Here is an 18,224-nt window from a genome sequence, read left to right as displayed (position 1 = left end):
CCGGCTAGCCGACGGCGGCCAGGCGAGCCAGGGCCGACTCCAGCTTGGACTTGGCGGTCTCGGCCTCGGCCAGCTTCTCGCGGTTTTCCTCAATCACCGCCTCTGGCGCCTTGGCGACGAACTCGGGGTTGCCGAGCTTGCCGTTGAAGCGCGCGATCTCCTTGTCGAGACCGGCGACCTCCTTGGCGAGGCGGGCCTTCTCGGCGGCGAGGTCGATGAACTCGGCGACCGGCAGGGCGAGCGTCGCACCGTTGACGACGAAGGGGATCGCCCCCTCCGGCACAACCGGCTCACGGCGCACTTCGCTGACCCGCAGCAACTGGGCGACCAGGGCGGCGTTGGCGTCCAGGGTCGAGAGCTGCCAGTCGGCGCCCTCGATGACCAACAGGGCCGGCTTGGCGGAGGCCGGGACGTTGAGGCCCTGGCGGACCGAGCGGCCCTCGGTGATGGCGTCGATGACCATGCCGATTTCGCGCTCGGCGGTCGCGTCGACCAGCGACAGCGGCAGCTCGGGCCACGCGGTGGACATCAGGAAGCCGTCGCGGTCAGGACCACCTTCGGCGGTTTGCGCCCACAGCTCCTCGGTGATGAACGGCATGACCGGGTGCAGGAGCACGAGGCACTGGTCGAGCACCCAGGCGACGGTGGCGCGGGTCTCGTCCTTGGCGGCGCCGTCCGGGCCGTTGAGGATCGGCTTGGCGAGCTCGACGTACCAGTCGCAGACCGTATTCCAGATGAAACGGTACAGGCCGCTGGCGGCCTCGTCGAAGGCGGCGGCTTCCAGGGCCTTGGTGACGACGTCCGCGGTCTTGGCCGTCTCGCCGACGATCCAGCGATTGACCTGCTCGCGCGCGGCGGCGGGGTCGTAGCCGGCGACGCGGACGCAGCCGTTGCGCTGGCAGAAGTTCGCCACGTTCCAGAGCTTGGTGCCGAAATTGCGATAGCCTTCAATGCGCTGCTCGGCGAGCTTGATGTCGCGCGCCTGGCCGCTCATGGCCGTGAGGGTGAAGCGCAGGGCGTCCGCGCCATACTTGTCGACCAGGCCGAGCGGATCAACGACGTTGCCCTTGGACTTGCTCATCTTCTGCCCCTTGGCGTCGCGCACCAGGGCGTTGATGAACACGCGCTTGAAGGGGACCTCTCCGGTGAAGTGCAGGCCCATCATCATCATGCGGGCGACCCAGAAGAAGATGATGTCGAAGGAGGTGACCAGGGTGTTGGTCGGGTAGAAGCGCTTGAGATCCTCGGTCTCTTCCGGCCAGCCCATGGTGGAGAACGGCCAGAGGCCGGAAGAGAACCAGGTGTCGAGGACGTCCTCGTCCTGGCGGATCGACTTGTTGCCGGCGGCGGCCTGGGCGGCCTCTTCGGTCTCCTCGACGTAGACGCCGCCTTCGTCGTCGTACCAAGCGGGAATGCGGTGGCCCCACCAGAGCTGGCGGCTGACGCACCAGGGCTCGATGTTGCGCATCCACTCGAAGTAGGTCTTCTCCCAGTTGCGGGGCTCGAAGACCATGTCGCCCTGCTCCACCGCCTTTATGGCGGGCTGGGCCAGGGTCTTGGCGTCGACATACCACTGGTCGGTCAGGAAGGGCTCGATGATCACGCCAGAGCGGTCGCCGTACGGACGGGCGATCAGCTTTTCCTCGATGTCGCGCAGCAGGCCGAGGGTCTCGATCTCCTCGAGGACCATCTTGCGGGCCTCCTCGCGCGGTTTGCCGAGGTAGCGCTCGGGGATCGGGCCGGCCATGCGGGCCTGCTCGTCCATGATCGAAATCAGGGAGAGGCCGTGGCGGACGGCGACCTGGAAGTCGTTGAAGTCGTGCGCGCCGGTGATCTTCACCGCGCCCGAGCCCTTTTCGGGGTCGGGATACTCGTCGGCGATGATCGGGATCAGGCGGTCGGCGATGGGCAGGCGCACCATGCGGCCGACGAACTTCTTGTAGCGCTCGTCGTCGGGGTGAACGGCGACGGCGCCGTCGCCCAGCATGGTCTCGGGGCGGGTGGTGGCGATGACGATCTCGGAGACGCCGTCGATGGGCTCGCCTTCCAAGGGATAGGCGAACCACCACATCTTACCCGGCTCCTCGCGGGTCTCGACCTCGAGGTCGGAGATGGCGGTCTGGAACTGCGGGTCCCAGTTGACCAGGCGCTTATCGCGATAGAGCAGCCCCTGCTTGTAGAGGGTGACGAACACCTTACGGACGGCGGCCGACAGGCCTTCGTCGAGGGTGAAGCGTTCGCGACTCCAGTCGCAGGAGGCGCCCAGGCGGCGCAGCTGCTGGACGATCTGGCCGCCGCTTTCGGCCTTCCACTCCCAGACCTTAGCGACGAAGGCCTCGCGGCCCATGTCGCGGCGGCCGATGTTGCCGGCGGCCGCGAGTTGGCGCTCGACGACCATCTGGGTGGCGATGCCGGCGTGGTCGGTGCCCGGCAGCCAGAGGGTGGCCTTGCCGCGCATGCGCTGGAAGCGGATCAGCACGTCCTGCAGGGTATTGTTCAGCGCATGGCCGATGTGCAGGTTGCCGGTGACGTTCGGCGGCGGAATGACGATGCTGAACGGCTCGGCCGCCGGATCGCTGGTGGGCTGGAACGCGCCGGAGGCCTCCCACGCGGCGTAGAGGCGCGGTTCGGCGGACTTGGGATCGAACGTCTTATCGAGCATGGGCGGGTTCTAGAGCCTGGACGGCCGGTTTCGCTAGGGCTTTGAGGCCACGCGGTGGGACTGGAAACAGAAAAGGCCGCCCGCCAAGGCGGACGGCCTTTTCGATAGACTGCGCTGATCGGCCTTAGCGGCCGCGGGCGATGCGCTGGACTTCTTCTTCCACCTTCGCCTCGACGATGCGGGGCAGATGCTCATCCAGCCAGGCGGCGAGCAGCGGCTTCAGCAGTTCGCGGGTGACCTCTTCGAGGGTCAGGCCGGGGGCCGGCATGGCGATGTGGGCGGCGAGGTTCGAGAAGGCCGACGCGCTGGCGCGGGCCGCGGGTTCGCCAACCAGACTGCCCGAGGACGCGCGCGCCGCGGAGGCCGGAGCTGGAGCGGGCGGCGGCTCCGGCGCGGCCTGGACGGCCGGTTCGGGCGCGGCGGGCGTGTAGATGTCGAGGTCGCCGTGCGTCTCGGTCGCGGGAGCCGCCTCGATCGGATCGGTGAGATCGAGGATGTCGTCATCCTCTTCTTCCTCTTCGACAGCGGCGGGCGCGGCGGCGGCGGGAGCCGGCGTGAAGGGCTCAGGTTCCGGCGCGGGCGCGGCGGCAGGTTCGGAAGCGGCTTCGGCCTCCGGCGCGGCGGCGTCGGCCGGCGCGTCGTCTTCGGAGATGATCCGTCGGATGGAGGCGAGAATCTCCTCCATCGTCGGTTCCTGGGCGTTCTGATCGGACATGCGCGCTCGCCGTTCGGGAGAATCGAGTTTGCGCCAAGCCTATGGCGCCGCTGCATCATCCGGCAATTGCGACAATTTCCGCAAGCGCTGGATTCGCCGAAGCGGCGAATCCCGAACCATGCCCTCCGGCTCAGGCAAGCATCGACTATTGCGGGGTCGACGTCACCACCGGAACGTCCGCCGGCGCGGGCCGCGCGCCGGGGCCGGCCAGACGATCCGTGAAATGTAGAACGGGCTCCCAGGGCACCCAGCCGAAAGCGTGATTGACGTCTTCGAAGCTCTTGGTCGGATCGTAGGTCGGCACGTCCGGCGCCAGGGTCTTGGCGTCCAGCTTGCCCATGGCCTGCAGCACATTGGCGGAGGCGACGTATTCATCGCGACGTGCGGTCACCAAGGCGAGCTGGGCGGTGCGAAGCTCCTGCTCGGCGTTCAGAACGTCGAGCGTCGTGCGCAGGCCCACCTGATTCTCGGCGCGGACGCCTTCGAACGCCACGGTGGTGGCGCGGACCTGCTCCTGGTTCGACACCAGGTTGGCGCGGGCCGCCAGGAGCTGGTTCCACGCCTGCGAGACCGACTGCAGCACCGCGCGGCGCGCGGTTTCGACGGCGATGCGATCGGCGTTGTTGCGTTCGATGGCGGCGCGGATCTGCGAGGAGACGAGGCCGCCGCTGAACAGCGGCATGGTGGCGGTCACCCCGGTGCTGATCGAGCGACCGTAGTCGCCGAACTGTTCACCGCGGCCGTTCACCAGGGCGGCCGAATAACCGTAGCTGGCGGTGGCGGAGACGGTGGGGCGACGCGCGGCCTGGGCCTGACGCACACGGGCGCGGCTGGCCTGCTCGGTCAGTTCGGCGGCGAGAATCTGCGGGTTGGTGGCCTCGGCGGCCTGGAACGCGCCGTCCACCGTCTCGGGGATCAGCGAAGCCAGCGAAGGCTCCGGCGCGAGATTGGTCGGGTTCTGGCCGACGACGGCGGCGTAGGCGGCGCGGGCGGTGGCAAGCGTGGAGCGAGCCGTAGAGAGCGACGCCTGGGCGGCCGCGAGGCGGGCTTCCGCCTGGGCGACGTTGGTGACGGTGATTTCGCCGACGTCGAAGCGCGCCTTGGCTTCTTCGCGCTGGCGGCTGAGGACGGCGACGTTGTCGGTGCTGATCTGCAATGCTGCCTCGGCGCGGCGCACGTCGACGTAGGCCTGGATCACGCTGAGGAGGACGGTGGCCTCGGTGCGGCGCAGGCCTTCGCGGCCGGATTCGACATCCGCTGTCGCCGCGTCGATTTGCGAACTGACACGGCCGCCGGTGAAGATCGGCTGGTTGAACTGGAGGTTGCCCTGGGAGCCCTTACGATCGACCGAGCTGTTGCCTACCCCGACGTTGGCGGCGTTGCCTTCGGTGTTGCTGGTGGTGGCGTTGGCGACGGCGTTGATGGTCGGCCGCAGACCCGTCCGTGCTTGAACCACGGTTTCGTCGAGCGCGCGTTGCGTGGCGCGTTGGCCTTGCAGGGTGGGGTTGGTCTGATAGGCGAGCGCAATGGCGTCGGCCAGGGTTTCCGCGTGCACGCCGGCGCTGGACAGAACACCCGCGGCGACCAAGGCGGCGCTGCAAGCGGCGGCGGACAAGCCCGCCCGTCGGCTCTTCGACATGCAATTCCCCAAATGACCTAAGCCGCGAGGCCCCCACAACGGCCTCTAAGGCTGGACGCGCGCTGCGCCCAATTAAGCTTTTGTCACGCCTGCGTTGCGAAGTTGTTTCGCCGCCGACGCAACTGCACCGATGTTGGCTACCGTCGCTAGAAGGCGAAGGCGGGTCGCAGCTCGAAGCCGGCCATGAGCGGCGGCGTCGCGTCAAACAGGTTTGCACGGCTGACACCGTCTTCCCCGCGGCGATAGAGTGCGGCGCGGCCGACAGGGCCCTGGCGTTCGATGACGCCGAGCCGGCCGCCCGGCGCCAGGACGGCGGTCCAGGCGGCGGGACAGGACGACACGGCGCCTTCGCAGACCACGAGATCGTAGTTGGCCCCCGGCAGCGCGGTCAGATCGGCTCCGTCGACGCGTTCGACGATCAGGCCCATGGCCTCCATGACCGCGGCGGCATAGGGCGCGGCGATCGCCAGGGCGCGTTCGCCGGCGCGAGGGCGCAGCGCCTGCAGCAGCTTGCCGACGTCGCGCGGGCTGAGCAGCCAGCGGCCGGGGGCGTATTCCACGGCGGCGTCGGCGTAGGCGAGGTGGCTCTTGTCGGCCGGAACGCAGGCTTCGCGGGCCACGATGCGCAGGGCGTCCTGCAGCGGCAGATCGGTGACATCGCTGACACGGATCTGGCTTTCGACCATGTTCAACCGCGCGGCGGTGAAATCCTGGCTCATACGACGTCTCTTGCGGGCAAGCGGGAATGTTGCGTGGCTTATAGGGCGCGCCTTAACGCTCGCGCAATCGGCGCCTGTCAGACATTGCCCCGAGGCGGGGGGTCTGATAGCCATCCGCCCTCTTTCGCGACCCGCCGGCCACACGCCGAAAGGTTCGCGATCACCATGGCCTGGTGGCGGAGTGGTTACGCAGCGGACTGCAAATCCGTGCACCCCGGTTCGATTCCGGGCCAGGCCTCCAACGTTTCCTTAATGATCACAACACTTTGTGGCCAACGAGCGGTTGGCGCCACACATGGCAGTGTCGCGTGCGTGTCGCAGAAGTTTCTAAGCAATTTCAGCGAATGACAGATATTCGCGGCGGCTAGACGCGACATGAAAAGCGACATAGCGGCACGTTGCCGCGCTGTCATATTTACGCGCTGTAACAGTTCAAGGGCAGGCGTAGCCACCGAGACGACTCGGCATGGCGCCATGAGCGGACGCTCGCTCGGCAACAGGAACAGACATTCCTAACTCTCCGAAAAGCAGACTTAATCGCCACACGGACGCAAACCAGACCATCGATCCCTAGGGCCGGCGCATCCAGCCGGCCATCCGCCAGAGCACGGGACGTCCGTCGAACTGATGCTTGAGGGCGCCGACGACGTGCAGAGCGATCAGGGCGATCATGCTCCAGACCATGGGCGAGCCGTGCAGACCCTCGATGGTCTCCTTCAACTCGCGGACGTTGGCGCCCTGCGTCATGGAGGCCAGCCCCGGGAAATGCGGCCAGGCGAGGCCCCAGAATGGGATCGGTCGCGAACCGAAGGACTCCATGATCCAGCCCGAGACCGGCAGGGCGAACAACAGCACGTAGAACAGCACGTGCACGAGGTGCGCGGCGCGGCGCTCCAGGGGTGGCATGGTATCGGGCAGGGCCGGCGCTGGGTTCCACAGCCGCCAGCCTAGGCGGACGACGGTGAGGAGCAGCACGGTCAGGCCGAGCGAAATATGCACGCCTTCGACGGTGCGATGCATCGGCGTGCGGCCCAGCGTGCCCATCCACCAGCCGAGACCGATCTGAGTGACGATGGCGGCGGCGATGATCCAATGCAGGGCCATGGCGACGCGGGAATAGCGGTCGGTGTTCATGGGCGTGGCTTCCGGTTAGGGTTGAAGTTCGGCGGCGCATCAGGCGACCAGCCCGACGCCGATGGCGGTGAGCAGGGACCCGCACCGCTTTGCGCGGTAGCAAAGGCTGCGAAGGTCAGGCCCACGGCGACCAGGCTCCCCCCGATCGGGCTGGCGGTGGTCATTTCTCCGCCGCTGCGCGACCGAGGCGTCATGGCTCTTCCTCCTCATCGGCCGCCCAGACCGTATGGGAGTCGATCTGAATCTTGAGCAGGGCTCGATCGGCCGCGGATCGGGCGTCGATCTCCAACCGACGCGCCTCGGTCGCCTGTCGTCGAGCATAGAGCAGGTCGACAAGGTCGATCTGACCCGCCTTGTAGCCCCGCTCTGTTCGATCGACCGCAGCCGAGGCGCTCAGCGCCGACGCCTCGGCGCTGCGCCAGGCTTCGAGCCGCGCTCGGGCGTTAGTGCGATCTGCGTCCGCGATGGCCTGGATTTCGCGCTGGACGGCGGCCAGGGTGAGCCGGGCGGCGTTCGCCTCGGACACCGCCTCCTCGTCGGCGGATCTGCGGTAGTTTCCGGCCAGCGGTATGGAGGCGACCACGCCGGCCCCGGTTTCCGCCCCGCCGCGTTCGCTGAACAGACGAACGCCTATCGAGGGATCGGGCGTTCGGTCCGCTCGGGCGCGTCGTGCAAGGATCTCCAGGCGCTGTGCGTCTCGCTCGGCCGCCCGTATCTCGTGGCTTCGGGCGATCACGAGGGCCCTCAACGCGGAAAGGTCGAGTGGAGTCGCTTCCGGGCTCGCCAGCGTCGGCGGAACAGCCGGAAGGGAAATCTCGGGATAGGATGCGGCCAGGGTCGCGCGAGCCTGCTCCTGCTGCGCGAGGCTGGAGGCGGCCTGGGCCTGCGCCTGTCCCAGGGCGGCCATGGCCTGATCGACCTCGAGCTGCGCCGCGTCGCGTAGCGCCAACCGCCGGCGGACCGCCGCCGCCGCTTCGTCCAGCGCACGCGCGGCCTCCCCGTCGTTGTTGTGATGGGCCGCCGAGGTGATCCAATCGTGCCACAGACCCGAGAGCGTCAGCGCCGCCTGGTGGCGCACATCTTCCATCTGATTCTGCGCGACCTCGACCCCCAGCGCGCCGGCCTGGCGATCGAGCGCGGCCTTGCCGGGAAGTCGAACAGCGCGACTGACCGTCGTGTCGAACTCATCGAACCCGCCCTCGCGCTCGACATTGCGACGCATCAGGCTGCTGTTGACGACAACCTCCTGCGGACCGACGCGCAGCATGTCGCTCCTCGCGCGCGCTGAGGACAGGCGAGCGGCGGCAGCGGTGACCAAGGGATGCTCGTCGAGGGCCCTGGCGACCATCTCGGCCGGCGGAAGGTCGGCCCGCTCCGCCCAGGCGGGCGAAGCGGCGGCCAGGCCACACAATACGAGAAGACATCGACGCATCACGGTATCCGCCCGTGATCGACAACAGGCGTGACCCGCCACCGGACGGGAGATGCCTTTCGGCAACGGCCGATCACCTCGAGCAGCGACGGAATGCGCTCATCGTCGACAATCAGCTCCAGAGTGTTGCGGCGTAGCTCGCCGCTGACCTTCTCGGCGGTGACGGCGTCCTCGAAATCGCGACCGCGCACCCGCTCGGGCCGGATATGCAGCGGCGCGGCGCAGGCGCTCCGGACAACCTCGGCGATGATATCGGTGTCGCCGGCCGCGCAGTGGAGGGTGAGGAGCAGGTCAGCCATGCCTCGCCGCCCCTGCTTTCTCGCCGAAACGCTCGAAGAGAATCGGCAACAGGATGAGCGTCAGCGCCGTGGAGGTGATCAGGCCGCCGATGACGACAATCGCCAGGGGGCGCTGGATTTCCGACCCGGGGCCGCTTGCGAACAGCAGCGGCACCAGACCGAAGGCGGTGATGCTTGCGGTCATCAGCACGGGACGAAGGCGACGTTGGGCGCCGACCCGCACGGCGTCCGCCATGGAGGAACCCTCCGCGCGCAGCTGACGAAAATAGGCGACGAGGACCAAGCCGTTGAGCACGGCGATGCCGAGAAGCGCGATGAAGCCGACCGAGGCCGGCACCGAAAGGTATTCCCGCGAGACCCACAGCGACAGCACGCCGCCGACCAGGGCAAAGGGAATGTTGGCGAGGATCAGGATCGAGGCCCGAACGGAACGCAGCGTCGCCAGCAGGACCAGGAAGATCAGGACCAGGGCGACGGGGATCACGGTCATCAGGCGCGCGGACGCGCGCTGTTGATTTTCGAACTGGCCACCCCAGACGATACGATAGCCGGACGGCAGTTGGACCTCACGGGCGACGGCCGCCTTGGCGTCCTGCACGAAGCCGACCAGATCGCGGCCGCTGACGAAGGCCTGCACGAGGGCGAAGCGCGATCCGTTCTCATGGTCCAGCTTGACGGGCCCCCGAGTGCGGGCGACGGCGGCCAGATCGCTGACCCGAGCCAATCCGCCGTCGGGGGTTCTCAACTGAAGGTCGGTGAAGCGGAAAGCGTCGCTGCGCAGGGACTCGTCACCGCGTATGATGATCGGCGTTCGCTTCTGTCCCTCGGCGACCACCCCGACGCGAAGGCCTTCCACCTGCGCGCGCAGGGAGTCCTGCAGCTCGTCGACCTTGAGGCCGTAACGCCCGGCGGCGGTGCGATCGATTTCCAACTGCAGATAGTCGACGCTGTCGTTGGCGACGGTGAGCACCTCGGAGGCACCGCGGACGGCAGCCAACTGATGTTCGACCTGCCCGGCGAGGTCGGCCAGCGTCTTAAGGTCCGGTCCGAAGATCTTCACCGCCAAGTCGCCGCGGGCGCCGGTCAGCATCTCGGAGACCCTCATTTCGATCGGCTGGGTGAAGCTCGGCTGAATCCCCGGAAGACCTTCGAGCGCCTTGCGCATGGCCTCGACGACAAAGGCCTTGTCGCCCCGCCAGTCGGCGCGCGGCTTCAGCTGCACGAAGCTGTCGGTCTCATTCGGCCCCATGGGGTCGAGCCCTATCTCGTCCGATCCGACCCGGGCGATGACGTCCTCGACCTCGGGCACGGCGAGCAAGGCGCGCTGCACCGCCAGGTCGCCGGCCACCGAGCGGTCGAGATTGATCGACGGAAGCTTGGTCAGCTGCACGATCACCGAACCTTCGTCCATGGTCGGCATGAAGGTCTTCCCCACGGCCGTATAGGCGACACCGGCCAACGCCAGGCTCACGGCCGCTAGGGCGTACACGATGGTCTTGTGGGCGAAGGCGGCGTCGAGAAGACGGCGATACGGCGGGGCGATACGGCGCATGAACCACGGTTCGCCATGCGTGCCGGGCTTCAGACCGAACGAGGCCAGCACGGGCACCAGGGTGACGGCGATCAGCAGGGCGCCGAGCAGGGCGAAGACGATGGTCAGCGCCACAGGAGCGAAGAGTTTGCCCTCCAGACCCTGCAGCGAGAGCAGGGGCAAGAAGACCAGGGCGATAATCAACAGACCCGCCGAGACCGGCACGACCACCTCGCTGGTGGCCCGAAAGACGATATTGAGACGGTGCGTGTCGCCAGCATCGGCGTGGGATAGGCGCTCGACGACGTTCTCGACCACCACGACGGCGCCGTCGACCAGCATGCCGATGGCGATCGCAAGGCCGCCCAGGCTCATCAGGTTGGCGGAAAGTCCCATGCCCCGCATAAGGAGGAAGGTGATCAGCGCCGCCATGGGCAGGGTCACGGCGACGATCGCCGCCGCGCGCCAGTCGCCCAGAAACAGCATCAGCAGGACGACAACGAGCAGCGTCGCCTCGAGGAGCGCCTCCTCCACCGTGCCGACCGCCCGCTCAATCAGCTCGGACCGGTCATAGAAGACGTGAAGCTTGACCTCTGGCGGCAGACTGCGCTCGACCTCGGCGAGACGCGCCCGGACGCCGTCGACGACCTGCCGCGCGTCGGCGCCCCGCAAGGCGATGACCAAGCCCTCCACCGCCTCGGTCGATCCTCCCCGAGACACCGCGCCGTATCGGGTCAGGCTGCCGGTCCCAACCGTCGCGACATCGCTCAAGCGCACGATGCGACCGTTGCGACTGGCGACGATGATCGACTGAAGGTCTTCGACGCCGCGGATCGCGCCGACGGCGCGAACGATGAGCGCCTCCTCGCCATTGACCAGCCTGCCCGCGCCGTCATTGCGATTGCCGGCCTGAATCGCCCCGCTCAGATCGGAGATCGAAAGCCCGGCGCTGGCGAGCGCCAGCGGATCAGGGCGCACTTCGAAGGATCGCACATGGCCGCCGAGCGCATTGACGTCGGCGACGCCCGGCACGGTCCGCAGGGCTGGACGGATTGTCCAGTCAAGCAACTCACGCTTTTCCTGGAGCGAAAGCGGCCCTTCGATCGTGAACATGTAGACGTCGGAAAGCGGCGTCGAGATTGGGGCCAGGCCTCCGCTCACGGTCGCGGGAAGATCGCTCAGGACCCCGGCCAGGCGTTCGGCCACCTGCTGGCGCGCCCAGTAGATGTCGACGCCCTCATTGAAGTCGATGGTGACGTCGGCGATGGCGTACTTCGCCGTCGAGCGCAGGATCGCTTGGCTGGGAATGCCGAGCATCTCCATTTCGATCGGAATGATGACCCGGCTTTCCACCTCCTCGGGCGTCATGCCGGGCGCCTTTAGGATCAGCTTGACCTGGGTCGGCGCGATATTGGGGTAGGCGTCGACGGGCAGCTTGAGGAACGCCCAACCGCCGAGCGCCGCCACGACCAGCGCGAGGGCGAAGACGAGGATTCGGTAGGAGAGCGCCTGCGCGACCAGAAGACGAAGCATGTCGCCTACCGAGCCAGGGCGAGCGCCTTCAAGGCGCTCGTCCCCACTGTCACCACCCGCTCCCCCAGTTTCAGCCCCGAGAGCAGGACCGCCTTGCCGTCGCTGGCGCCGCCGCGGGACACGGGCCGGACGGCGTAGCCCCCCTGCTCCGCCACGAAGACGACGGACCGTCCGTCGATCTCGGTCACGGCGTTCTCGGGCACGACGACCGCGCCGGCGGGCGCGGCGCCCCACACGAGAATCGTCGTGGCGCGCCCCGCCATCACCCCTGGACCCGCCGGAATCTCAGCCTTCACCAGGGCCGATCGCGTCTGGGGATCGAGGGTCGAGCCCACGGCGATGACCCGCCCCGTGACATCCGGCGGCAGCCGCACGGCCATGCCGGTCCGGATCTGTCCGACCAGCCGTTCGGGCGCCTGGCCCACGACCTCGTAGCGGTCGGCCGCGTCGATGATGAAGGCGGCGGCGCTGGCGTCGACCGCCACTCCGGCCTCGACTCCGGCGTGGGTCACGCGGCCGGCGATCGGCGCCGTCAGGGTGTATGCGCCGCTCGAGCCGCGACCGTTGATCATCCGCAGCAGACGCGAGCGCTCGGACGCCACAGCCCGCGCCTCGGCCGCCGCGGCCTCCGCCTCGTCGGCGCGCGCCGCGGCGATGACGCCTTCCTCGGCGAGGGTCGACAGGCGCGCTGCGTTCGCCTCGGCGACCTTTAGGCGCGCTTGGGCGCCCGCCAGGTCAGCGGCCACGCTCAGAACCTCGCGGCTGGCGACGAGCGCGAGAGGCTGACCCCGGCGCACCGCATCCCCCTCAACCACGAGAACGCGCTCGACGACGCCCGCCGCCATGGGCGTCACCGCCACCCGCGCATTGACCGGCGGCTGGATGACGGCGGGAATCGCGGCCAGGGGAATCTCGCCCGCAGGCTCGACGCCCTGCACCAGGAGGCCCATCTGGGCGGCGCGCGCCGGATCGACGATCAACACGTCGCCGGCCCTGCCCGACGTGCTCTCGAGCGGCTCCGCCGGCTTGGGAGCAGGCCGATGAATCGCCCACGCTATCGCCAGGGCGACAGCGGCGGCGAAAACAACCGCGAGGGCGGCGAGACGGTACCCCTTGACCATAAGGTCAAGCTACGTCGCGGCGCCTGACGCCAACCTGACGCGGATCAAATCCGCGCAATGCGGCTATGGAAAACGCAAGATCAGTTCCCGCCGCTCAGGCGCGGTTTCCAACGCACCGCCATGAGAGGCCATGATCCGATCGACGATCGCCAGGCCCAGGCCGGCCCCGGACGCGCTGGCGTGGTCGGCCCGATGATGCCGGCGAGCCAGCACCCTGAGCTGCTCCGCCGCCAGGCCGGGCCCCTGATCGCGAACGCCGATGAGCGGACCGGGGCCAGCGATCACCTCAACCACCCCGCCGGCCGGCGTCACGCGCGCGGCGTTTTCGATGAGATTCCGCAACGCCGCCGCAATCGCCTCGCGGCGCCCCGCGACCACGTCCGCGCCATGGTCCTCAAGATTGAGGGTAGCGCCGCCGTCGATGATCGCTGGCGCCAGGGAGGCGACGCCTTCGCGGGCGACCTGCGACAAGCAGACTCGCTCGAGGGGCGTCTGGGCGATGGCGTCCGCGTCGATCTGCGCCAGGAGCATCAGTTGCTCGATCAGGCGCCGCATGGCGGCGACGTCCGCCTGAAGCCGGTACGCGGCCGGATCGTCCAGACGGTCGAGTTCAAGCGACAGCAGGGCCAGCGGGGTGCGAAGTTCGTGGGCGACATCGGCTGCGAAGGCTTCGTGACGCCGCGCCGCCTCATCGGTTCGAGCCAGCAGATCATTGACCGCCGAGGTGAAGGGCAGGACCTCAGAGGGCATCCGCGAGTCATCCACGCGATAGCCGCGCTCCTGAGTCTGAGCGTTCGTGATATGGGCGGCCGCTTCCGCCAGGGGCGCGAGCGCCTGGCGGATAATTGTCAGGACGACTACCGTGACGGGGATCATCAGCACCGCCACGGGCAGCGCGACGTGTTCCAAAATCTCCCTAAATGTCCGGGCCAAAGCGACCTCGAACGGAAAGCGTTTGAAGGCGAAGCTGTAAAAGTACCCCACCGCAATAAGCAGCGTAACGGCGCCGACCAACCCGACCAGAGCGAGGTCGCGCTTCAGGCGTAGCACCACCGATCGCCGCTGGATCATCGCGAGGCGTCCCTCAACACGTAGCCGACGCCACGCACGGTGTGGAGCACGCCGTCCAGACCGACGTCCTCCAGCTTCCGCCGCAGCCGAGAGATCAAAGCCTCCACGGCGTTGGGCGTGACGGCGTCGTTGAAGCTGTACAATGCGTTCTCGATCGCCGCGCGATGCACGACCGCGCCGGCCCGACGCATCAGCAGCTCGAGCAGGTCGGATTCGCGGCGGGAAAGCTCCAGTCCCGCGCCGTCCACCGTCGCCGAGCGGGAGGCGGTATCGAACCGAAGGTCGCCGACCTCGATCACAGGATGCGTCCGCGCCCCGGGACGGCGCAGTAACGCGCGCAGTCGGGCAGCCAGTTCCTCGAGTTCGACGGGCTTTACGACATAGTCGTCGGCGCCGGCGTCCAGGCCCTTGACCCGATCGCCCAGGGCGCCCCGCGCGGTCTGGATGATGGCCGGCGGCGTCGAGCTGAGAGCCCGTCTCGACGACAACCAAGTCAAACCGTCACCATCCGGTAGGCCGAGATCGAGAAGCATCGCATCGTAGCTGGCGGCCGCGAGCGCGTTGTCCGCCTCAGCGAGCGTCAGAACAGCGTCACAGGCATAGCCGCGCTTCTGCAGGCCCTCCGCGAGGAGCGCGGCTATACGCCGATTGTCCTCGATCACCAGCAACCGCATGGCGCCCCCTACTGCCGCCTCGATCTATCCGCTAACGATCCTGACAACGTCCTGACGTTCATGAACGGGTGTCCTACGCCGCCATCCAGCCCGCGCCCGCAAGGTCGGAGTGTGCACATGGGGTGGTCGCCCGGATCAAACCGCGACACCAAACAAATGACCCACGCCGCTGGTGACCGACATCGCCAGGGCGCCCCAAAAAACAACGCGAAGGCTGGCCCTGCCGAGAGGCGCTCCGCCTGCGTAAGCGCCGATTGCACCGAGGATGGCTAACAGCCCCAGACAAGTTCCAGCCGTCAGGGGCTGGAGCCATGAGCGCGGCGCCGTCATCGCGACGATCACCGGGACGACGGCGCCCAAGGCGAAGGTTAGGGCCGAGGCCATGGCGGCTTGGAGAGGCCTCGCCTTGGTGAGCTCAAGGATGCCGAGTTCGTCCCGAGCATGGGCGCGCAAGGCGCCGTTGGCGGTGAGCTGACGCGCGACCTGTCCGGCAAGATCGACCTCCAAGCCTCGTTCCACGTAGATGCGCGCCAGTTCGCGCTCTTCTGCTTCCGGTTGGCTGTGCAGCTCCTCGCGTTCGCGATCCAGGCTCGCCGCCTCGGTGTCGGCCTGCGAGCTGACCGACACAAATTCGCCCGCAGCCATTGAAAGGGCTCCGGCGACCAAGCCGGCGAGGCCGGTGAGCACCACGCCGTCACGCCCCGCGGAGGAGGCTGCGACCCCCAGGATCAGGCTCGCGGTTGAGATAATTCCGTCGTTGGCGCCGAGTACCGCTGGGCGCAACCACGCGATCCGGTCCACAGCGTGAACTTCGCGGTGCCGGACGGTTCGGGCGTTAGATGGCATATTCGTTGAGATTAGCTATTAATCGCACACGTCGAAGCTGGCCAATAGAGCGCCTGAACGTAGAAAAATACAATATAGAATCACCATATCCCCCACCCACTGACTCGCGGATCCTCATCACGCCATGAGAACGCGACGCATTTCTTCAGTTAAGGCTATATTGCCCGCTAACTGGATAGACCTTCAGCGCCGGTCACTGGAATTCTCAGAAAAAATCGTCCCGAAGAACTCGGCGTTGGCATCGCCCCTCCACGGATATTCACTTGGAGTGACGGCAGGATAAGCACCGGCGCCGCCAGCGTGGCGTCCCTCGCCTCGCGCATGGCGACGAACTCGTCCTCGCTCACGCCCAGACGAGCGTGGACATTCTCGGCGCGTTGCTGCGCGACCGTTGTCTCCCACCTGAACTCAGAGCGCGTTTTCGGCAGATAGTCATGTCCGACGAACAGCCGGGTTTCGGCCGGCAGGTCGAGGATCTTCCGGATCGAGCGATAGAGCGTGCGGGCATCGCCGCCGGGGAAATCGGCTCGAGCCGTCCCATAGTCAGGCATGAACATTGTATCGCCGATGAAGGCCGCATCACCGATCAGGTAGGTCACGTCGGCGGGGGTATGGCCCGGCGTATGCAGAACCCGGATCTTGAATTCGCCCAACGGAAGTTCGTCGCCTTCGTTGAGCAGGCGGTCGAAGGCGCGGCCATCGGGCTGGATGTCATCCACCTCGAACACCGGGATGAACTGCTTCTGCACCTGGACGATCTGCGCGCCGATGGCGACGGCTGCGCCTGTCCGGTTGCGAATGTAGTCGGCGGCGGAGAGATGATCCGCGTGCGCGTGGGTCTCAAGCACATAAAGCAGTCGAAGTCCGCGCTCTCGGACCACGCTTAGCACCCGGTCGGCGGAGGCCGTGGAGAGACGAGCAGACTTCGGTTCGAAGTCCAGCACGGGATCGATGATCGCCGCCGCCTTCGTCGCTGGATCGCTGACAAGATAGCTTGCGGTGGACGTCGCTTGGTCGAAGAAGGTCTGAATGTCGAGTTGCACGGGTAAGGCTCCTGTTGCCATCGATATATGGCAACTTGCTAAATTAGCACAAGCGCATATATGGGCCAAATGATCGATCTCTCAAAGTTCGACACCACCCAGTTCGAAGCCAGCGCCGGAGAAGCCGCCAAGCTCCTTCGCGCGCTCGGTAACGAGCGGCGTTTGATGATCCTCTGCCAGTTGGCCGACGGGGAACGTTCCGTTGGGCAACTCACCCCGCTGGTGGGAATCGCACAGTCCGCGCTCTCGCAGCACCTCGCCGTGCTCCGTGAGGAAGGCGTCGTTGCGACGCGGCGGGAGCGCCAGACGATCTGGTACCGGATCGCCGATCCGGCGGCCCTAAAGGTGGTGGCGACACTCGCGGAGATTTTCTGTCCCGTTGAGATGAGGCCTACCCATGACCACAACCCTTCAGTCCCTGACGCCTGAGCGCGTCGCCGAGCGGCTGGCGCAGCGCAGCGCGGTCCTGATCGACATTCGTGAGGCCGACGAGTTTGCGCGTCGCCACGTGAAAGGTGCGCTTTCGCGCCCGTTGTCCTCTTTCGAACAGGCGCACCTTCGCATTGAGCCTGCCAAGGACGTCATCTTCACCTGTCGTACCGGCATGCGGACGTCAGGGAACGTCGAGCGCCTGCGAGCCGTCGTGGATGGGCAGGCCTACATTCTCGAGGGCGGACTGGACGCCTGGGCGGCCGCCGGCCTGCCGGTTGAAGAGGATCGCAAAGCGCCCCTTGAGATCATGCGGCAAGTTCAGATCGCGGCCGGGTCGCTTGTGCTCCTCGGCGTCGGTCTCGGCTTGGTGGCGCACCCGGCGTTCCTCGGCGTCGCCGCCTTTGTCGGCGCCGGTCTGACGGTCGCGGGCGCCACGGGGTTCTGCGGCATGGCGCGTTTTCTGGCGGCTATGCCCTGGAACCGGCGGGCGTCGGCGTGACGTCATGGACCCCACCGTAACGTTCGCCGTCGCTGTCCTGAGCGGTGCGTTGGTCAGCTTGCTGCTGACGCTGTTCGGCGGCGGCGGGTCGGTGTTGGCGACGCCGCTCCTCATCTATGCCGTCGGCGTACGCGATCCGCATGTGGCCATAGGCACCTCTGCCGCCGCGGTCGCCGTCAACGCGCTGATGGGACTGTTCTCTCAAGCCAAGGCGGGCCGCGTGAAGTGGCCCTGCGCGCTCGTATTTGGAGCTGCCGGCCTTACAGGCTCGCTCGTCGGCGCGCATCTGGCCAAGCAGATGGATGGCCAGGCGTTGCTGGGCTGGTTCGCGCTGGCGATGGGACTCGTCGGTCTTTCGATGTTCCGAACGCCAAAGTCGCCGGGCGACCCGCACGTTCACCTGACGCGCGCTTTAACCACCCGGCTCGCGCCCATCGGCGCCGCCACGGGGCTCGCGGCTGGCTTCTTCGGTATCGGCGGCGGCTTTCTGATCGTGCCGGGACTGATGGCGGCGACCGGAATGACCCTGGCGAATGCGGCGGCGTCCTCGCTCGTCTCGGTCGCGTTGTTCGGTGTGGCGACGAGCGCCAGCTATGCTGCGTCCGGTTTGGTTGACTGGCCGATCTTCGCAGCCCTCGTCATTGGCGGGGCCATCGGCGCTTCCGGCGGCCTGTTGCTTGCGCCAAAGCTCGTTTCCGCAGCCGCCTTAGCTCGGCGGATTTTCGCAGCGATGATCGTCGCGACCGCAGCATATGTCGCTTGGCGGGCGTTGAGGGCGGCGTAGCGCAATCTTGCGGCGTCCACCTTCCGCCCGTCGGCGACACTAATCGTCGCCTGAACGCAGACGTCGGCGCGCCATCGACGCGACGCCCGA

16 protein-coding genes and 1 tRNA gene are annotated in these 18,224 nt (G+C 67.4%); 4 read left to right on the top strand and 13 right to left on the bottom strand.

Annotation, left to right across the window (positions count from 1 at the left end; translation table 11 throughout):
- Nucleotides 1-4: 4 nt before the first annotated feature.
- The 4 genes from ACFLIT_RS05895 to ACFLIT_RS05880 all read right to left on the bottom strand — a co-directional run bounded on the left by ACFLIT_RS05895 (nt 5) and on the right by ACFLIT_RS05880 (nt 5,735).
- On the bottom strand, nt 5-2,662 hold the full coding sequence (locus tag ACFLIT_RS05895) for a valine--tRNA ligase (RefSeq protein WP_479910271.1): 2,658 nt from the start codon (nt 2,660-2,662) through the stop codon (nt 5-7).
- Nucleotides 2,663-2,786: 124 nt separating this feature from the next.
- The gene (locus ACFLIT_RS05890; protein ID WP_479910270.1) at nt 2,787-3,377 is read right to left on the bottom strand and encodes a DUF2497 domain-containing protein; all 591 of its coding nucleotides are present in this window, start codon (nt 3,375-3,377) and stop codon (nt 2,787-2,789) included.
- 145 nt (nt 3,378-3,522) lie between these two features.
- On the bottom strand, nt 3,523-5,016 hold the full coding sequence (locus ACFLIT_RS05885) for a TolC family outer membrane protein (protein ID WP_479910269.1): 1,494 nt from the start codon (nt 5,014-5,016) through the stop codon (nt 3,523-3,525).
- 146 nt (nt 5,017-5,162) lie between these two features.
- Nucleotides 5,163-5,735: a protein-L-isoaspartate O-methyltransferase family protein gene (locus ACFLIT_RS05880; RefSeq protein ID WP_479910268.1), complete on the bottom strand. Its 573-nt coding sequence runs from the start codon at nt 5,733-5,735 to the stop codon at nt 5,163-5,165.
- A gap of 167 nt (nt 5,736-5,902) precedes the next feature.
- Between ACFLIT_RS05880 and ACFLIT_RS05875 the strand changes: the two genes are divergently transcribed.
- Nucleotides 5,903-5,976, top strand: a tRNA-Cys gene (locus ACFLIT_RS05875).
- 329 nt (nt 5,977-6,305) lie between these two features.
- On the opposite strand, the gene ACFLIT_RS05870 is transcribed toward ACFLIT_RS05875, so the two are convergent.
- The 9 genes from ACFLIT_RS05870 to ACFLIT_RS05830 form a co-directional block, all read right to left on the bottom strand.
- Entirely contained in the window at nt 6,306-6,869 is a 564-nt protein-coding gene (locus tag ACFLIT_RS05870; RefSeq protein WP_479910267.1) for a cytochrome b, read from the bottom strand.
- A 190-nt stretch (nt 6,870-7,059) separates the two neighbouring features.
- Nucleotides 7,060-8,136 carry a TolC family protein gene (locus tag ACFLIT_RS05865; RefSeq protein ID WP_479910266.1) on the bottom strand — a complete coding sequence of 359 codons (1,077 nt, stop codon included), beginning with the start codon at nt 8,134-8,136 and terminating at the stop codon, nt 7,060-7,062.
- Nucleotides 8,137-8,300: 164 nt separating this feature from the next.
- Nucleotides 8,301-8,600, bottom strand: a complete 300-nt coding sequence (locus ACFLIT_RS05860) for a DUF3240 family protein (protein ID WP_479910265.1) — start codon at nt 8,598-8,600, stop codon at nt 8,301-8,303.
- Nucleotides 8,593-11,664 (bottom strand): efflux RND transporter permease subunit, encoded by a 3,072-nt coding sequence (locus ACFLIT_RS05855; RefSeq protein WP_479910264.1) that lies wholly within the window; start codon nt 11,662-11,664, stop codon nt 8,593-8,595. The genes ACFLIT_RS05860 and ACFLIT_RS05855 overlap by 8 nt, the downstream gene beginning before the upstream one ends.
- A 5-nt stretch (nt 11,665-11,669) precedes the next feature.
- Nucleotides 11,670-12,785 carry an efflux RND transporter periplasmic adaptor subunit gene (locus tag ACFLIT_RS05850; RefSeq protein ID WP_479910263.1) on the bottom strand — a complete coding sequence of 372 codons (1,116 nt, stop codon included), beginning with the start codon at nt 12,783-12,785 and terminating at the stop codon, nt 11,670-11,672.
- 63 nt (nt 12,786-12,848) lie between these two features.
- On the bottom strand, nt 12,849-13,856 hold the full coding sequence (locus tag ACFLIT_RS05845; protein ID WP_479910262.1) for a sensor histidine kinase: 1,008 nt from the start codon (nt 13,854-13,856) through the stop codon (nt 12,849-12,851).
- Nucleotides 13,853-14,530: a winged helix-turn-helix domain-containing protein gene (locus tag ACFLIT_RS05840; RefSeq protein ID WP_479910261.1), complete on the bottom strand. Its 678-nt coding sequence runs from the start codon at nt 14,528-14,530 to the stop codon at nt 13,853-13,855. Before ACFLIT_RS05840 ends, ACFLIT_RS05845 begins: the two co-directional genes overlap by 4 nt.
- Nucleotides 14,531-14,665: 135 nt before the next feature.
- Nucleotides 14,666-15,376 carry a VIT1/CCC1 transporter family protein gene (locus tag ACFLIT_RS05835; RefSeq protein WP_479910260.1) on the bottom strand — a complete coding sequence of 237 codons (711 nt, stop codon included), beginning with the start codon at nt 15,374-15,376 and terminating at the stop codon, nt 14,666-14,668.
- A gap of 167 nt (nt 15,377-15,543) precedes the next feature.
- A complete protein-coding gene (locus ACFLIT_RS05830) occupies nt 15,544-16,440 on the bottom strand; it encodes an MBL fold metallo-hydrolase (protein ID WP_479910259.1) in 897 nt (298 codons plus the stop codon).
- 48 nt (nt 16,441-16,488) lie between these two features.
- Here ACFLIT_RS05830 and ACFLIT_RS05825 point away from each other — a divergent pair, with 48 nt between their 5' ends.
- From ACFLIT_RS05825 to ACFLIT_RS05815, 3 genes are read left to right on the top strand one after another with little or no spacing between them, the layout of a single operon-like run.
- Nucleotides 16,489-16,848, top strand: a complete 360-nt coding sequence (locus ACFLIT_RS05825) for an ArsR/SmtB family transcription factor (protein ID WP_479910258.1) — start codon at nt 16,489-16,491, stop codon at nt 16,846-16,848.
- Nucleotides 16,817-17,350 (top strand): rhodanese family protein, encoded by a 534-nt coding sequence (locus ACFLIT_RS05820; RefSeq protein ID WP_479910257.1) that lies wholly within the window; start codon nt 16,817-16,819, stop codon nt 17,348-17,350. Before ACFLIT_RS05825 ends, ACFLIT_RS05820 begins: the two co-directional genes overlap by 32 nt.
- Nucleotides 17,351-17,354: 4 nt before the next feature.
- Entirely contained in the window at nt 17,355-18,134 is a 780-nt protein-coding gene (locus tag ACFLIT_RS05815; protein WP_479910256.1) for a sulfite exporter TauE/SafE family protein, read from the top strand.
- Nucleotides 18,135-18,224: the final 90 nt, after the last annotated feature.

The sequence above is a fragment of the Caulobacter sp. HJHS_5 genome, assembly GCF_056683955.1.
Note: the sequence above shows the minus strand (reverse complement) of the source record. Positions and strands in the feature narration are given on the sequence as shown.

Excerpts from the sequence above, each read along its gene's own strand:
- ACFLIT_RS05895 (WP_479910271.1), bottom strand. The coding sequence starts at position 2,662 with ATGCTCGATAAGACGTTCGATCCCAAGTCCGCCGAACCGCGCCTCTAC.
- ACFLIT_RS05890 (WP_479910270.1), bottom strand. The coding sequence starts at position 3,377 with ATGTCCGATCAGAACGCCCAGGAACCGACGATGGAGGAGATTCTCGCC.
- ACFLIT_RS05885 (WP_479910269.1), bottom strand. The coding sequence starts at position 5,016 with ATGTCGAAGAGCCGACGGGCGGGCTTGTCCGCCGCCGCTTGCAGCGCC.
- ACFLIT_RS05880 (WP_479910268.1), bottom strand. The coding sequence starts at position 5,735 with ATGAGCCAGGATTTCACCGCCGCGCGGTTGAACATGGTCGAAAGCCAG.
- ACFLIT_RS05870 (WP_479910267.1), bottom strand. The coding sequence starts at position 6,869 with ATGAACACCGACCGCTATTCCCGCGTCGCCATGGCCCTGCATTGGATC.
- ACFLIT_RS05865 (WP_479910266.1), bottom strand. The coding sequence starts at position 8,136 with ATGCTGCGCGTCGGTCCGCAGGAGGTTGTCGTCAACAGCAGCCTGATG.
- ACFLIT_RS05860 (WP_479910265.1), bottom strand. The coding sequence starts at position 8,600 with ATGGCTGACCTGCTCCTCACCCTCCACTGCGCGGCCGGCGACACCGAT.
- ACFLIT_RS05855 (WP_479910264.1), bottom strand. The coding sequence starts at position 11,664 with ATGCTTCGTCTTCTGGTCGCGCAGGCGCTCTCCTACCGAATCCTCGTC.
- ACFLIT_RS05850 (WP_479910263.1), bottom strand. The coding sequence starts at position 12,785 with ATGGTCAAGGGGTACCGTCTCGCCGCCCTCGCGGTTGTTTTCGCCGCC.
- ACFLIT_RS05845 (WP_479910262.1), bottom strand. The coding sequence starts at position 13,856 with ATGATCCAGCGGCGATCGGTGGTGCTACGCCTGAAGCGCGACCTCGCT.
- ACFLIT_RS05840 (WP_479910261.1), bottom strand. The coding sequence starts at position 14,530 with ATGCGGTTGCTGGTGATCGAGGACAATCGGCGTATAGCCGCGCTCCTC.
- ACFLIT_RS05835 (WP_479910260.1), bottom strand. The coding sequence starts at position 15,376 with ATGCCATCTAACGCCCGAACCGTCCGGCACCGCGAAGTTCACGCTGTG.
- ACFLIT_RS05830 (WP_479910259.1), bottom strand. The coding sequence starts at position 16,440 with ATGGCAACAGGAGCCTTACCCGTGCAACTCGACATTCAGACCTTCTTC.
- ACFLIT_RS05825 (WP_479910258.1), top strand. The coding sequence starts at position 16,489 with ATGATCGATCTCTCAAAGTTCGACACCACCCAGTTCGAAGCCAGCGCC.
- ACFLIT_RS05820 (WP_479910257.1), top strand. The coding sequence starts at position 16,817 with ATGACCACAACCCTTCAGTCCCTGACGCCTGAGCGCGTCGCCGAGCGG.
- ACFLIT_RS05815 (WP_479910256.1), top strand. The coding sequence starts at position 17,355 with ATGGACCCCACCGTAACGTTCGCCGTCGCTGTCCTGAGCGGTGCGTTG.